12 protein-coding genes and 1 riboswitch are annotated in these 14,495 nt (G+C 64.0%); of the genes, 4 read left to right on the forward strand and 8 right to left on the reverse strand.

All coding sequences use genetic code 11. The features are described from left to right. Positions 1–103 precede the first annotated feature (103 nt). Together R2N16_RS15785 and R2N16_RS15790 are read left to right on the forward strand one after the other, a co-directional pair. Positions 104–772, forward strand: coding sequence for a DUF4136 domain-containing protein (locus tag R2N16_RS15785; protein ID WP_316666681.1), 669 nt, complete (start codon positions 104–106; stop codon positions 770–772). A gap of 295 nt (positions 773–1,067) precedes the next feature. Continuing rightward, a complete protein-coding gene (locus R2N16_RS15790) occupies positions 1,068–3,389 on the forward strand; it encodes an NADP-dependent malic enzyme (protein ID WP_316666682.1) in 2,322 nt (773 codons plus the stop codon). A 96-nt stretch (positions 3,390–3,485) separates the two neighbouring features. Here the strand turns inward: R2N16_RS15790 and R2N16_RS15795 are convergent, their stop codons facing one another. The 6 genes from R2N16_RS15795 to R2N16_RS15820 form a co-directional block, all read right to left on the reverse strand. Next, positions 3,486–4,556 carry a porin gene (locus R2N16_RS15795; protein ID WP_316666683.1) on the reverse strand — a complete coding sequence of 357 codons (1,071 nt, stop codon included), beginning with the start codon at positions 4,554–4,556 and terminating at the stop codon, positions 3,486–3,488. Between the two features lie 151 nt (positions 4,557–4,707). Continuing rightward, positions 4,708–5,232: a 2-oxo-4-hydroxy-4-carboxy-5-ureidoimidazoline decarboxylase gene (uraD, locus tag R2N16_RS15800; protein WP_316666684.1), complete on the reverse strand. Its 525-nt coding sequence runs from the start codon at positions 5,230–5,232 to the stop codon at positions 4,708–4,710. Beyond that, complete coding sequence (gene puuE, locus R2N16_RS15805; RefSeq protein WP_316666685.1) at positions 5,229–6,191, reverse strand: allantoinase PuuE; 963 nt, start codon at positions 6,189–6,191, stop codon at positions 5,229–5,231. The genes uraD and puuE overlap by 4 nt, the downstream gene beginning before the upstream one ends. A 111-nt stretch (positions 6,192–6,302) precedes the next feature. After that, entirely contained in the window at positions 6,303–7,733 is a 1,431-nt protein-coding gene (locus tag R2N16_RS15810) for an 8-oxoguanine deaminase (RefSeq protein ID WP_316666686.1), read from the reverse strand. Between the two features lie 4 nt (positions 7,734–7,737). Further along, on the reverse strand, positions 7,738–9,147 hold the full coding sequence (locus R2N16_RS15815) for a nucleobase:cation symporter-2 family protein (RefSeq protein WP_316666687.1): 1,410 nt from the start codon (positions 9,145–9,147) through the stop codon (positions 7,738–7,740). 212 nt (positions 9,148–9,359) lie between these two features. Next, positions 9,360–10,118 (reverse strand): GntR family transcriptional regulator, encoded by a 759-nt coding sequence (locus R2N16_RS15820; RefSeq protein WP_316666688.1) that lies wholly within the window; start codon positions 10,116–10,118, stop codon positions 9,360–9,362. A gap of 377 nt (positions 10,119–10,495) precedes the next feature. On the opposite strand from R2N16_RS15820, the gene uraH reads away from it, so the two are divergent. Both uraH and R2N16_RS15830 read left to right on the forward strand, forming a co-directional pair. Next, entirely contained in the window at positions 10,496–10,849 is a 354-nt protein-coding gene (gene uraH / locus R2N16_RS15825; RefSeq protein ID WP_027681000.1) for a hydroxyisourate hydrolase, read from the forward strand. Positions 10,850–10,866: 17 nt separating this feature from the next. Continuing rightward, positions 10,867–12,147, forward strand: coding sequence for a urate hydroxylase PuuD (locus R2N16_RS15830; RefSeq protein ID WP_316666689.1), 1,281 nt, complete (start codon positions 10,867–10,869; stop codon positions 12,145–12,147). Positions 12,148–12,325: 178 nt separating this feature from the next. On the opposite strand, the gene R2N16_RS15835 is transcribed toward R2N16_RS15830, so the two are convergent. Both R2N16_RS15835 and guaD read right to left on the reverse strand, forming a co-directional pair. Then, the gene (locus tag R2N16_RS15835; protein ID WP_316666690.1) at positions 12,326–12,898 is read right to left on the reverse strand and encodes a TMEM165/GDT1 family protein; all 573 of its coding nucleotides are present in this window, start codon (positions 12,896–12,898) and stop codon (positions 12,326–12,328) included. A gap of 95 nt (positions 12,899–12,993) precedes the next feature. Further along, positions 12,994–13,137: riboswitch (yybP-ykoY riboswitch) on the reverse strand. Positions 13,138–13,150: 13 nt separating this feature from the next. Then, positions 13,151–14,485, reverse strand: coding sequence for a guanine deaminase (guaD, locus tag R2N16_RS15840; RefSeq protein WP_316666691.1), 1,335 nt, complete (start codon positions 14,483–14,485; stop codon positions 13,151–13,153). Positions 14,486–14,495: the final 10 nt, after the last annotated feature.

A 14,495-nucleotide genomic window follows, 5' to 3' on the forward strand; every position in this document is an offset into this window, starting at 1 on the left:
GGCGGGAATCTTCCGCGCGGGGCGTCACTCTGAGTAATAGACCGCGCGCAGCCTGTTTCCGGAGCACGCGGCCATCTGTCTGATTGAGAGGAGGGGGATTTCTATGTGGAAATGGATCAAGACATCGGGCGTCTGGCCGATGGCCGGCGCGCTGCTGGCGGCCAGCCTGCTGGCGGGCTGCGCGAGCACGGTCACCAGCCAGGTGACGGCGTTCCGGCAACCCGGCTGGACCGACAACCCGCCGCGCACCTATGCCTTCGAGCACACCGCAGTGCAGCAAAATGACCTGGAACGCCAGACCTACGAGGCCTGGACATCAGACCAGCTGGCCGCCCACGGCTTTACCAGCGTGCCCCGTGCAAGCGCGCGCTATCTGGTCCGTCTGGACTACTCGACCGCCACGCGCCTTGTGCAGGTGCGCCAGCCCGTGTATCCGGACCCGTACTGGGGGCCGGGGCCGTGGGGCCCGTGGCGAGGTCCTTGGGGGCCCTGGGGGCCGTGGGGTCCGCAATACGTGGATACCAATGTACAGGTGCCGTTCTATGCCTATCACGTGGAAATTGACGAGGCAGCCACGGGTAAGCGCGTTTATCAGGTGACGGCGCAAACGCAGGGTGGAGATGGCTCGCTGACGGCCGTGATGCCGTATCTGGTACGCAGCGCATTTGCCAATTTCCCGGCGCCGAATGCGCAGCCCATCGTTGTAGAACTGCCTGTTGATCCATCGGTGAAACCGGCCGCGAAACCCGCATCTGGGCCCGCACCCAAGTAGTGCGCCCGGGTGGGTTTTGACCGTCGGTCTACGTTAGAATGCGTGACCTAATCTGTAGGCCGCCAGCCGTACTCCGCTTGAGCGTTGTCACTTCATCCCGTCTTGCGCCGACCGCCACCCCTGGCCGGCGCCGCCTCCGCCCCGTCGCTACCCTCCTGACGGTGCTCCGCAACGCGTGTGGCCTCACCCCCGGTTTCTCTGTGTTCCCATTGTTTTTCGCCACTTCGTCTCAGGGAGTTTCTGCCTGAGCGCACGTGCGCCTCATCCGCGGAACTCCCCATCAGGATTCATTGCTATGAACGACAAGCTTCACGACGCCTCGCCGGATTCCCAAGACCAAGGCGCCGAGGCCGAACTGCGCCGCGCGGCGTTTGAATACCACCGCGCTCCGACGCGCGGCAAGATCGAGGTGCGCCCGACCAAGGCGCTGATCAACCAGCGCGACCTGTCGCTGGCGTATTCGCCGGGCGTGGCGTATCCGTGTACCGCGATCGAGCAAGACCCGTCGCTGGCGGCGGAGTACACCTCGCGCGGCAACCTCGTCGGCGTGATCACCAACGGCACCGCCGTGCTGGGCCTGGGCGACATCGGGCCGCTGGCCAGCAAGCCGGTGATGGAGGGCAAGGGCTGCCTGTTCAAGAAGTTTGCCGGCATCGATGTGTTCGATATCGAACTGGCTGAGCGCGATCCGGACAAGCTGGTTGACATCATTGCCTCGCTGGAGCCGACGCTGGGCGGGATCAACCTCGAAGACATCAAGGCGCCCGAGTGCTTCTATATCGAGCAGAAACTGCGTGACCGCCTGAACATTCCCGTCTTCCACGACGACCAGCACGGCACGGCGATCATCTCGTCGGCGGCGCTGCTCAATGGCCTGAAGGTGGTCGGCAAGGACATCGGCAGCGTGAAGGTGGCGGTGTCGGGCGCGGGCGCCGCGGCCATTGCGTGCCTGGACGTGATGGTGGGCCTGGGCGTCAAGCGCGAGAACGTCTACGTGGTCGACTCCAAGGGCGTGATCTACGTCGGTCGCGACGCCAAGATGGAGCCGAACAAGGCGCGCTATGCGCAAGACACGTCGGCCCGTACGCTGGCCGATATCGTGCGCGATGCAGACGTGTTCCTGGGTTGCTCGGCCGCCGGCGTGCTGACCGCCGACATGGTCAAGACCATGGCCCCGAAGCCGATCATCCTGGCGCTGGCCAACCCCGAGCCGGAAATCCGCCCGGAAATCGCCAAGGCCGCGCGCCCGGACTGCATCATCGCCACGGGCCGTTCGGACTACCCGAACCAGGTCAACAACGTGCTGTGCTTCCCGTACATCTTCCGCGGCGCGCTCGATTGCGGCGCCACCAAGATCACGGAAGCGATGAAGCTGGCATGCGTGAAGGCCATTGCCGAACTGGCCGAAGCCGAAACGAACGATGCCGTGGCCCAGGCCTACGCCGGCCAGGACCTGAACTTCGGTCCGGACTACATCATCCCCAAGCCGTTCGATTCGCGCCTGATCGAGAAGATCGCGCCGGCCGTTGCCAAGGCCGCGGAAGAGTCCGGCGTGGCCACGCGCCCGATCAAGGATCTGGATGCCTACCGCGCCCAGTTGAGCGACTTCGTCTATCACACGGGCCTGACCATGCGCCCGGTGTTCTCGGCTGCCAAGGCCAACCCCAAGCGCGTTGTCTACGCCGAAGGTGAAGAAGAGCGCGTGCTGCGTGCTGTGCAGACGGTGGTGGACGAAGGTTTGGCCAAGCCGATCCTGATCGGCCGCCCGCACGTGATCGAGATGCGCATCCAGAAGGCCGGCCTGCGCCTGAAGCCGGGCGTGCATTTCGAGCTGATCAATCCGGAAGATGACCCGCGCTTCCACCAGTACCACACGGCATACCACGAGCTGATGGGCCGCAACGGTGTGACGCCGGATATGGCCAAGTCTCAGTTGCGCCGCTCGAACACCCTGATCGGCGCGATGCTGGTGCGCCTGGGCGATGCCGATGCGATGCTGTGCGGTACGGTTGGCCGTTTCGACGCCCACCTGGAGCACGTGCGCGACGTGATCGGCCTGGCGCCGAACGCCAAGGTGTTCGCGGCCATGAACGGGCTGATGCTGGAGAAGCACACGCTGTTCATCACCGATACGTTCGTCAACGAGAACCCGACCGCCGAGGAGTTGGCCGACATCACCAAGCTGGCGGCCGAAGAAGTGCGCCGCTTCGGTCAGGAGCCGAAGGTGGCGATGCTGTCGCACTCGATGTTCGGCTCGTCGAAAAGCACGTCGGCCCGCAAGATGCGCGCGGCCTACGATCTGTTGAAGGCGGAAGCGCCCGATCTGCAGGTGGAAGGCGAGATCCAGGGTGACGCGGCGCTGTCGGAAGACATCCGCCACCACTTCCTGCCCAAGAGCGCGTTTGCCGGTAGCGCCAACCTGCTGGTAATGCCGACGCTGGACGCGGCCAACATCGCGTTCAACCTGCTCAAGATCACGGGTGGACAGGGCGTGACGGTGGGCCCGATCCTGCTGGGCGCGGCCAAGCCGGTGCACATCCTGAACCCGTCGGCCACCTCGCGCCGCATCGTCAATATGACGGCGCTGGCAGTGGCAGATGTGTCGGCTACGCGTTGATCGGTTGATTCGACCGTTGGGCCGCTGAAGGTCGGTGGCCCAAAAAAACGGCGCCTGGGGAAAGTCCAGGCGCCGTTTTTCTTTGCTGCCGACTGCTTAGAACTTTGCGCGGATGCCCACGCCGAAGGTGTCTGCCGAGCTGAGGTTCGTCACCTTGTCGCGCATGTACGCAGCGTACACATCGGTGCGCTTGGACAGCGAGTAGTCGTAGCCGACCGCCCAGGTGTTGCGCTTCACGTCTGCAGCGCCCGAGGTCTTCGTGTAGGCATACGACGCTAGGATGCTGCCCGGGCCCACCGGCACCGACACGCCCAGCTGGCCGCCATTGCTCTTCGCATCGCCCGAGTTGATGGCGTTCTTGATGTACTGGTACTGACCGTACACCTTGGCCACGCCAAAGTCGTACGTGGCACCCAGCTGTGCGGCCGTCTGGCGTGAGAAGCCTGCCACCAGTGCGTTCAGGTCACCCGGGGCAGCGTCGAAGCGCACTTGCTGGAAGGCTGCCGTGGCCGCGAAGTTGCCATGGAAGTACAGGAAGTTGCCGCCCCACTTGTTCTGGCCATTGTGGCCAGCTTGCTCGCCCGCACCGTAGATGAAGTTGCCGGTCAGACCGTTGAAGTCAGGCGTCGAGTACATGATCGCGTTGTTCCAGCCCGAATCGCCAACCAGACCCGAGATGCCGCCGGGGCCGCTCAGGCCGTTGCCGAGGTACGTGTGGAACACCATCGGCGAGAACGTGTACGAATCGATGAACGGGTTGAACAGGATCGTCGACACAAAGTACGGCGGCGTCAGGCGGCCGAGCTTGATCGAACCCCACGCGTTCGATTGCAGGCCCACGAAGGAATTGCGGGCGAAGAACGTGTCACCGTCAAAGCGGCCGTACTTGCCGGTGTCCGGGCGGAAGAACGCTTCCAGCGTGAAGATCGCCTTCAGGCCGTTGCCCAGGTCTTCGCTGCCCTTCATGCCCCAGTACGACGTCGACATACCGCCCGAGTTGACGCCCCAGGCACGATCCGATGCGCCCTGGCTCTTGGTGGCGCCCGCCCAGGCATCCACCTGGCCGTACAACGTGACGGACGATTGCGCTTGCGCACCGGCACACACTGCCCCCAGTGCCGATGCCACTGCCAGCGCAGTCACGCCACGCTTGAATTTCGACTGCATTGCTACCTCCTTTGTTGTTGAAGATCACTGCGGGTTGCGCCGCATTCTTTGATGCAGTCACAGGCCGGCTGGTCAGGCTCCATGCCGATCGGTGTCCCATGCCCCATGACACCGTGCCCACAGCGTTGTTTTTGCTGATGAACCTGAAAAATCAGTTTGCTGAAACCAAATCGGTCAGGCGGAAACCCGCAATGCGATGAATCTGCTCGAGCGACGTGCGCAGCTCGGTATCGCGGTCGTTCTCAACGCGCTTGCTGAAGTTCTCGATGATTCCGTGGCGGTCATAGCCACGCACTGCCAGGATGAACGGGAAGCCGAACTTTTCGTTGTACTGGGCGTTGAGTGCCTGCAGGCGTGCAAACTCTTCCGGCGTGCACTGGTTCAGGCCCGCGCCGCTTTGTTCGCGCGTCGACTCGGCGGTCAGTTCACCGCGCACGGCGGCCTTGCCGGCCAGCTCCGGGTGGGCGCGCACGAGCTTGAGCTGAGGCTCAATGCCCGCGGTATCCACGGCGTTGCGCATGGCAGCCGCGAGCGCCTCGGCCGAGGCGAACGGGCGCTGCGTGGCGGCCTGTTCGGCAACCCACGGCGAGTGCTCGTAGATGCCGCCCAGGACTTGCACGAACTGCGGTGCGTCCATGCCGTTGAGTTGCGAGAGGGTGTAGGTGGTCTGGCTCATGCTGCGGTGCTCAAAACGGGTTGCTTTGCATACGGATGGTTCTGGATCCAGTGCTGCGCGATGTCGATACGGCGGCAGATCCACACTTTGTCGTGCGATTGCACGTAGTCAAGGAAGCGCTGCAGCGCGCGCAAGCGCCCCGGGCGGCCCAGCAGGCGGCAGTGCATGCCGATCGAGAGCATCTTCGGCTGCGCGAGGCCGTTGGGGTCGCCTTCGGCGTACAGCACGTCGAAGGCGTCCTTCAGGTACTGGTAGAAGTGGTCGGACGTGTTGAAACCTTGCGGGCTGGCGAAACGCATGTCGTTGGTGTCGAGCGTGTACGGCACCACCAGGTGCGGCTTGCGCTCGCCGGAGGAGGTTTCGACTTCGGTCCAGAAGGGGAGGTCGTCGCCGTAGTAGTCGGCGTCGTAGGCGAAACCGCCGTGCTCGACCACCAGGCGGCGCGTGTTGGGGCTGTCGCGGCCGGTGTACCAACCCAGCGGCGCGTTGCCGGTCAGCTCGCGGATGATCTCGACGCCGATGCGCATGTGCTCGCGCTCGGTGGCTTCATCGATGTTCTGATAGTGAATCCAGCGCCAGCCGTGGCAGGCGATTTCATGGCCCAGGTCAACAAAGGCCTGCGTCACGTCCGGATGGCGCTGCAGGGCCATCGACACACCGAAGATCGTCAGCGGCAGGCCGCGCTTTTCGAACTCGCGCAGGATGCGCCACACGCCCGCACGCGAGCCGTATTCGTAGATGCCCTCCATGCTCATGTGGCGGTCGGGGTAGGCCGCAGCGCCAATGATTTCAGAGAGGAACTGCTCGGAGCCGGCGTCGCCGTGCAGCACGCAGTTTTCACCGCCTTCCTCGTAGTTGAGAACGAACTGCAGTGCTACGCGCGCGCCGCCCGGCCAATTGGCGTTGGGCGGGTTCTTGCCGTAACCGATGAGATCGCGCGGATAGTTATTGTTGGTCATGGTTTCTTCATGTCGAGGAGACTTCATACAACACCGGCGAAGCGCTGGAATGCGGCTTTCCAAATTCACGACATCACAGCGGCGTCATGAACAGGACAAACCGCCATCGCGTCAGGCCGGAACTGCCCGGGCAGCCTGCGCCAGTTCCAGCGCGAGCTTCCGGTGAACCGTGAGATGGGCGTCGAGTTCAAGCGTGGTCAGGCGGCCGTCTTCGACGACCACGCGCCCGTTGATCACGCTGTGCGCCACGTTGGACGGTGCGCAGAACACCAGCGCGGCAACCGGATCGTGGTCGGCGCCGGCAAAGCCGACCTGGTGGCGATCGAAGCTGACAAAGTCGGCCGACATACCGGGTGCGAGCGCGCCGATGTCGTCGCGGTTGAGCACGCGCGCGCCGCCGAGCGTGGCGATCTCCAGCGCTTCTCGCGCACTCATCGCCGCGGGGCCAAAGCCGACACGCGCGAGCAGCATGGCCTGGCGCGTTTCGCCGAGCATGTGTGCACCATCGTTCGATGCGCTGCCATCCACGCCCAGGCCGACCGGCACGCCGGCATCGCGCATGGTGCGGATGGGTGCAATGCCCGAAGCCAGCCGCATGTTCGAGCACGGGCAATGCGCGACGCCGGTGCCGGTGCGTGCGAATACGTCGATGCCGTGCGCGTCGAGCTTCACGCAGTGCGCATGCCAGACGTCGCGGCCGACCCAGCCGAGGTCTTCCGCGTATTCCGCGGGCGTCATGCCGAATTTTTCGCGCGAGTACGCGATGTCGTTGTCGTTCTCGGCCAGGTGGGTGTGCATCGACACGCCGTAACTGCGCGCGAGCTTGGCCGATTCGCGCATCAGGTCACGCGAGACGGAGAAGGGCGAACACGGCGCGACCACCATACGCAGCATCGAATGGCGATCGGCGTTGTGCCACGTTTCGATCAGGCGCTGCGTTTCCTTGAGGATGGCCTCTTCGCCTTCGACCACGCGGTCCGGCGGCAAACCGCCCTGGCTGCGGCCGACGCTCATGCTGCCGCGCGCCGCGTGAAAACGCATGCCGATCTGCTGCGCGGCTTCGATCGAATCATCGAGCCGGCTGCCGTTCGGATACAGATAAAGATGATCGCTCGAGGTCGTGCAGCCCGAGAGCAGCAGTTCCGCCATCGCCGTGAGCGTGGACACGCGCACCATCTCGGGCGTAAGGCCCGCCCACACCGGATACAGGTTTGTCAGCCAGCCGAACAGTTCGGCGTCCTGCGCAGCGGGCAGCGCACGCGTCAGGCTCTGATACATGTGATGGTGCGTGTTGACGAAGCCCGGCGTGACCACGTGGACACCCAGTTCCATCATGCGCACGTTGGGCTGGCGCAGTGTGCCTTGGACGGCATCGCGATACTGCGACGGCAGATCGGCCGTGGCGCCTACCCATTCGATCACGCCACCGCGCGCAACCAGGGCGCCGTCGGGGATCTCGCGGCGTTGCGCATCCATGGTGACCAGCACGTCGGCATGACGGGCGATCAGAAGCGGGTCGTTGTGCACGACAGTGGCGTTCATACGATTACTCCGTGCCGTGGGTGTTGGCCGCAGCGTCGCGCATTGCGTGCTCGGCCGACTGCATGCCGTTGTAGTAGAGGTTCAGGATGACCGCGACCAGTGTGCCCAGCACGATGCCGCTGTGCGTGACCGGCTCCAGCCAATGCGGCAGGTACTGGAAGAACGTCGGCGCCAGCGTCGGGATCATGCCGAAGCCGATCGAGATCGCCACGATGAACAGGTTGTGGCGGTACTTGTTGAAATCGATCGAGCCCAGGATGCGCACACCGGTGGCGGCCACCATGCCGAACATCACGATGCCCGCGCCACCCAGCACGAACGAGGGAACCGACGCCACGATGTGCGCCATCTTCGGGAACAGACCCAGCGCGATCAGGATCAGGCCGCCCATGGCTGCCACGAAGCGCGAACGCACACCCGTGACCGTCACCAGCCCCACGTTCTGCGAGAACGAGGTGTACGGGAACGTGTTGAACACGCCGCCGATCACGGTGCCCAGGCCATCGGCGCGCAGGCCGCGGGTCAGGTCATCGGTGGAGAGTTTCTTGCCGGTGATTTCCGCCAGCGCCAGGAACATGCCGGTCGATTCCACCAGCGTGATCAGCATCACGATGCACATCGAAGCGATGGCACCGAAGTGGAAGGTGGGCATGCCAAAGTGCAGCGGCGTGATCACGGCCACCCAGTCGGCCTCGGTGATGCCGGCAAAGCTGACCTTGCCGACCGCCATGGCGATGAACGTGCCGATCACGATGCCCAACAGCACGGCGATATTGCCGATCAGGCCGCGGCCGTACTTCGTCAGCAACAGGATGATGACCAGCACTGCCAGCGCAATGCCCAGGCCGCTCAGATCACCGTAGGCCGGGTTGGGCACGGTCTTGAGCACGCCGTCGACCATGGTTTTCATGGTCGGCTGGCCGCCCGCAGCCCAGTTGATACCCACGCCCATCAGCGACATGCCGATCAGCGTGATGACGGTGCCCGTCACGACCGGCGGGAAGAGCCCAAGCACGCGCCCCATGAGCGGCGCGACGATGATGCCGAATAGCCCGGCCGCAATCACCGCGCCGTAGATGCCCAGCAGGCCGATGCTCGGGTCGGTGCCGATGGCGATCATCGGGCCCACCGACGCGAAGGTCACGCCCATCATGACCGGCATGCGGATGCCGAACTTCCATACACCGAAGGCCTGGATGAGTGTGGCAAGGCCGGCGGCAAAGAGATCTGCGTTGATCAGGAAAGCGAGCTGTTCCTTGGGCAGATGCAGTGCACCGCCCACAATCAGAGGCACTGCCACGGTGCCTGCATACATCACCAATACATGTTGCAGGCCCAATGCGAGCAGGCGTCCGTACGCCACGCGCTCATTGGTCAGATCCGCCGTGGGGGCGGCGAGGGTGCTGCTTGCCATAAAGGTCTCCTTTGGGTGGTAAGCCGGACGGCGTCCGGCTTGGAGCCTGTCCACTTCCTACGGCGCGCCCGGTCTTTGCCTTCTGATACGCGCCGTACTTGTGTCCGGCGGCGTTTCTCAGGCCAGCGTGGGGCTGCTCGCCAGGATCGTGAACAGGTTCTTGGGCGGCCGGCCTCTGTCGTGCCAGCTCGCCCGATACAGCAGAACCGGTCCTAGACTTTGTCCTTCCCGCCGCGCGGGCCCAATACCGAACGCAGATCGAAATCAGCGGGCGCTTCCGGGCGCACGCGGTCCGCGCAGCATTGCAAGTGCTGGGCCATGTGGGCTTGTGCAGCGCTGGCGTCGCCACGCTCCAGGGCATTGAGGATGTCGAGGTGTTCGTCGAACGAGCAGGCGTTGTTGCCCGGGGCCTCGACGCTGGCGATCATCAGGGTGGTGCGCGACACCAGCCGGCGCATCATCTCGACCACCAGCGGATTGCCCGACTGCTCGGCCAGTGCCACGTGAAATTCCGCAGACAGGCGAATCCAGCGAGGACGATCCTGCGTGACAAATGCCTGGCGTTCCTGCTTGACGAGTTCCATCAGGGGCGCGATGGCCGCCTGGGGGTTGCTGCTGTGGCCAACCTTGTCGAGCACCGCACGCTCCAGGATCTGGCGCAGCTCGAACATGGCGTGGGCTTCGTCGATGGAGGGCGCTGCGATGAACGCGCCGCGATTCGGCTCCAGGTCAACCAGACCATCAGCGGCCAGTTGGGCGAAGACCTTGCGCACCGTGTGGCGCGCGGTGGCATAGATTTCGCACAGTGCATGCTCCGTCAACTTGGTGCGCGGGGGCAGGCGGTGCTCCATGATCGCGTCGTAGATCTCGTGATACATCCGTTCTTCGACCGACATGCGAGTTGTCCCCGATGCCTTGGCGCCCGACTTCGACGCGACTTCCGTGGAGACCAGCTTGAGATTCTTGGACATGGCAGACCCGCCTTTCATTAGTGCGCCGCGGCATAAGCGACTGCGAAAACCTGTTGACAATTATTCGTGGGCGCCTTCAATATTGTCAACAAAATGCGTTCGGGAATCCGACAAACTAGGGAAATCCCTGTTTCGAGTCCGGTCTAGGGACACGGCGGAGACAAGGAGTCGGACCCAGAACGAGCGACGGCTTTGCCGGTTTGGCATGCCCCTCCTTACATGGATGGGAGGCGTAAACCGGCTGGACGCGCGCCGGGATGCGTGCACAGCACGTACCGAGCGGGCCCCGACGCCAGCCTTTGTCACGCAAGGGTTTGGCGCGAGGTGCAAGTGGAGGCAGCGGCGCTTCTGAAAATTCGAACTACAGAGGAAGACAAATGGGACGCTTGACCACCCATGTGCTCGACACCGCTGCAGGCACGCCGGGGCAAAACCTGGCGATCGCTCTGTTCAAAATTGTCGACAATCAGCGGCAACCGATCAAATCGGTCCGCACGAATCACGATGGCCGTTGCGATGCGCCGCTGCTCGAAGGCGACGCGCTGCAAACGGGCGTGTACGAGTTGGACTTCGGCGTAGGCGAGTACTACCGTGCTGCCGGCGTCAAACTCCCCGAGCCCGCGTTCCTGGACGTGGTGACGCTGCGCTTTGGCGTGGCCGATACCAGCGCGCACTACCACGTGCCGCTCCTGGTGTCGCCGTGGTCGTATTCGACCTATCGCGGTAGCTAACGGGGCAGGGACGCATCATGGAAGGCTATATCCTCGACTGGGCCAACTTGCTCTTGCGTTGGCTGCACGTGATCGTCGCGATCGCGTGGATCGGTTCGTCGTTCTACTTCGTCTGGCTCGATAACAGCCTGACCAAGCCGACCGCACCGGACCTGAAAGACAAGGGCGTCGACGGCGAACTGTGGGCCGTGCATGGCGGCGGGTTCTACAACCCGCAGAAGTACCTGCTGGCACCCAAGCAACTGCCCGATCATCTGCACTGGTTCTACTGGGAGTCGTACTCCACCTGGATGTCGGGCTTCGCCCTGCTGACGGTGGTGTACCTGTTCAACGCCAACGTCTACATGATCGATCGCAGCGTGTTCGACATGACGGCGACGACGGCCGTGCTGCTGGCGTTGGGCTTCCTGGTGGTCGGCTGGCTGGTGTACGACACGATCTGCCGCGTGTTTGGCAAGAACGACCGCGTAGTGGGCATTCTGGTAGCGATCTATGTAGTGATTGCGGCGTTTGCGGCATGCCACCTGTTCTCCGGACGCGCGGCATTCCTGCTGATCGGCGCGATGATCGCGACCATCATGAGCGCCAACGTGTTCTTCTGGATCATCCCGGGCCAGCGCAAGGTGGTGGCCTCGCTCAAGGCAGGCGAGAAGCCGGACCCGATCCACGGCAAGCGCGGCAAGCAACGCAGCGTGCACAACACGTACTTCACCCTGCCGGTGCTGTTTGCGATGCTGTCGAACCACTACAGCATGACGTACGCCGCCAAGTACAACTGGGCTGTGCTGGTGCTGATCATGCTGGCGGGCGTGCTGATCCGTCAGTTCTTCATCCTGAAGCACAAGGGCGTCGTGAATTGGGGCTATCCGGCAGCGGGCGTGGCCGTGCTGCTGGGTGTGGCGGTGTGGCTGGCTCCGGTGTCGCGTCCGGCAGCTCCCGCGGCAGCAGCCCCGGCAGCAGCGGCGCCCGCAGCAGCGGCGGAAGGCGGCGCCTCAGTTTCGGCAACGGCGGTGGCGGCAGCCGTTCCGGCAGCCGCTGGCGGTTCGGACTTCGCCAAAGTACAGGCAGTCGTTACCGCACGGTGCTACCAATGTCACTCGGCTCATCCTACCCTGATGCCTTCGCCGGCTAAGGGCGTGCTGCTCGATACGCCGGAAGAACTGGGCAAGCATGCGCAGCTCGTCTACCAGCAGGTCGTGCAGCAGAAGCTGATGCCGCTGGGCAACGTGACGCAAATCACCGACGACGAGCGCACGATCATCGCCAAGTGGTTCGAAGGCGGCGCCAAGATGAACTGAGGCGCACGCTGGCCAACAACAGAAAGGTTTATCGGAGCATGCCATTCGTTCCCTAGCGGGTGGCATGACCGGTGAGGGTTGAACGGGGCTACGGCCCCGTTTTTTTTTGCCTCGAGAATCTGCGGCGATGTGCCTTTTGCCCGGCCCTGCGCGGGCGCCAGAGCCGCAGATTGACGGCTTACTTCCCAACCCCCAGCAGCGCCAGCACACCCAGCACCAGGAAAATCAGCGCCGCAATCCGATGCACCAGCGTGATCGGCATGCGCGCAGCGAACTTGTTGCCCATCAGCACCGCCGGTACGTTCGCCAGCAACATGCCGACGGTCGTGCCTGCCACGACCGAGAACACGTCGTTAAAGCGCGCGGCCAGTGCCACGGTCGCGATCTGCGTCTTGTCGCCCATCTCTGCAAAGAAGAACGCGACGATGGTGGTTCCGAGGATGCCCAAGCCACGCTGCGCTGTGGAGGGGGCTTCGTCGTCGTCGAGCTTGTCCGGAATCAGCATCCATCCGGCCATGGCGATGAAGCCAACGCCCAATATCCAGCGCAGCACGTTTTCGCCGAGCACATGCGTGATCCAGCCGCCGACGGCGCCGGCCAGTGCGTGGTTGACGAGGGTGGAGATGAAGATGCCGAGAATGATCGGCACTGGCTTGCGAAAACGCGCGGCCAGGAGGATCGACAGCAGTTGTGTCTTGTCGCCGATTTCTGCGAGGGCGACGATGCCGGTGGAGACGAGGAAGGCTTCCATGTTGTGATGGTGTCCGGGCCGTGTGCGAACCAATGACGCGCCACTGCCGGCCCTATCCGCAGTGGGTTGTCATCGGTCTCGCCAGGCGCGTCACCAAGGTGCCACGCATCTTTCGATGCTGTGCCCCCCGAGTGGCTGCTGACCACGCCATAACCGTCTGCCATTGCAGCGACGGTCAAGTCTGTTGACGTGGCCCCCGGGGTATCGACCCCGGGCGGCTACTCCCCAATGGAAGCGGCGATTATAAATGCATCAGGCGTTGGCGCCAACCGCGAATTTGGCCGGCTCGCCCTGGATGTAAGTGGCGGCCACCGCGCGGTCCTCGCCCAGCAGTGCCAACGAGAACAGCAGCTCTTCCAGCGTTTCCGAGCGCGCATTGCGACGGGCCAGCAGCGGCGTGGCGGTCGGGTCCAGCACGATGAAGTCGGCTTCCGCGCCCGGCACGAAGCTGCCGATACGGTCTTCCCAGCCCAGCGCTTCGGCGGCACCGCGCGTGGCCAGGTAGAACATCCGCAGCGCTGTCAGGTGATAGCCGCCCATGCGCGCGACCTTATGCGCCGTGCCCATCGTGCGCAGCATCGAGAACGAACTGCCGCCGCCCACGTCGGTAGCCAGCGTGAGTGCCAAGCGGTGCGCGTCGTTCTTGTGGAAGTTGTATAGGCCGCTGCCCAGGAACAGATTGGACGTGGGACAGTGCGCCACGGCCGCACCGGATTCGGCCATGCGCTGACGGTCACTGTCGTCCAGCCAGATGGCGTGGCCGTAGAAGGCGCCCTTGCGAAGCAAGCCGTAGCGGTCGTAGACGTCCAGATAGCTGCGTGCGTTGGGGAACAGGTCGGCCACCCATTTCACTTCGTCGGGGTTTTCTGCGACGTGCGTCTGGATGAAGACGTCCTTGTACTGTTTGGCGAGTTCTGCGCAGGCTTGCAGTTGCGCTTCGCTCGAGGTGGGCGCGAAGCGCGGCGTGATGGCGTAGGCCAGACGGTCCTTGCCGTGCCAGCGCGAGATCAGGTCGGCAGTGTCACGCGCGCCGGATTCGGCCGTGTCGCGCAGGTACTCCGGGCAGTTGCGGTCCATCATCACCTTACCGGTGATCATGCGCATGCCGCGTTGTTGTGCTTGCGTGAACAGCGTCTCGGCCGAGCCGCGATGCACAGTGCTCCACACCATTGCGCTGGTCGTGCCGTTGCGCAGCAGTTCGTCGAGGAAGAACGAGGCGACGCCGGCGGCGTACTGCTCGCTTTCGAAGCGGCGCTCTTCCGGGAAGGTGTACGTCTCCAGCCAGTGCAGCAGGCCCGGCGACGGCGACGCGATCATGTCCGTCTGCGGGAAGTGGATGTGCGTATCGATGAAGCCCGGGACGATCAGCTTGCCGCTGTAGTCGTGCAGTTGCGTGCCGGCGGGCAGGTCTTCGCGCAGTGCGGCATAGTCGCCGGCGCTCAGCACCTTGCCGCCCGAGACCACGAGCAGGCCGTCCTCCCAATACTCATAGGCATCGCGCTCGCGATACTGCGGATCGTGCAGGAAATGCAGCACGCGGCCGCGGTAGGCGTGAACGGTGTTGGAAGTCGGAGGCATCGTGGTCATCGTCGTCTCG

Source organism: Ralstonia psammae, from assembly GCF_958405935.1.
GTDB classification, from domain to species: domain Bacteria; phylum Pseudomonadota; class Gammaproteobacteria; order Burkholderiales; family Burkholderiaceae; genus Ralstonia; species Ralstonia psammae.

What these genes read in the sequence shown, in the direction of transcription:
- R2N16_RS15785 (WP_316666681.1), top strand. Translation starts at nt 104, where the DNA reads ATGTGGAAATGGATCAAGACATCGGGCGTCTGGCCGATGGCCGGCGCG.
- R2N16_RS15790 (WP_316666682.1), top strand. Translation starts at nt 1,068, where the DNA reads ATGAACGACAAGCTTCACGACGCCTCGCCGGATTCCCAAGACCAAGGC.
- R2N16_RS15795 (WP_316666683.1), bottom strand. Translation starts at nt 4,556, where the DNA reads ATGCAGTCGAAATTCAAGCGTGGCGTGACTGCGCTGGCAGTGGCATCG.
- uraD (WP_316666684.1), bottom strand. Translation starts at nt 5,232, where the DNA reads ATGAGCCAGACCACCTACACCCTCTCGCAACTCAACGGCATGGACGCA.
- puuE (WP_316666685.1), bottom strand. Translation starts at nt 6,191, where the DNA reads ATGACCAACAATAACTATCCGCGCGATCTCATCGGTTACGGCAAGAAC.
- R2N16_RS15810 (WP_316666686.1), bottom strand. Translation starts at nt 7,733, where the DNA reads ATGAACGCCACTGTCGTGCACAACGACCCGCTTCTGATCGCCCGTCAT.
- R2N16_RS15815 (WP_316666687.1), bottom strand. Translation starts at nt 9,147, where the DNA reads ATGGCAAGCAGCACCCTCGCCGCCCCCACGGCGGATCTGACCAATGAG.
- R2N16_RS15820 (WP_316666688.1), bottom strand. Translation starts at nt 10,118, where the DNA reads ATGTCCAAGAATCTCAAGCTGGTCTCCACGGAAGTCGCGTCGAAGTCG.
- uraH (WP_027681000.1), top strand. Translation starts at nt 10,496, where the DNA reads ATGGGACGCTTGACCACCCATGTGCTCGACACCGCTGCAGGCACGCCG.
- R2N16_RS15830 (WP_316666689.1), top strand. Translation starts at nt 10,867, where the DNA reads ATGGAAGGCTATATCCTCGACTGGGCCAACTTGCTCTTGCGTTGGCTG.
- R2N16_RS15835 (WP_316666690.1), bottom strand. Translation starts at nt 12,898, where the DNA reads ATGGAAGCCTTCCTCGTCTCCACCGGCATCGTCGCCCTCGCAGAAATC.
- guaD (WP_316666691.1), bottom strand. Translation starts at nt 14,485, where the DNA reads ATGACCACGATGCCTCCGACTTCCAACACCGTTCACGCCTACCGCGGC.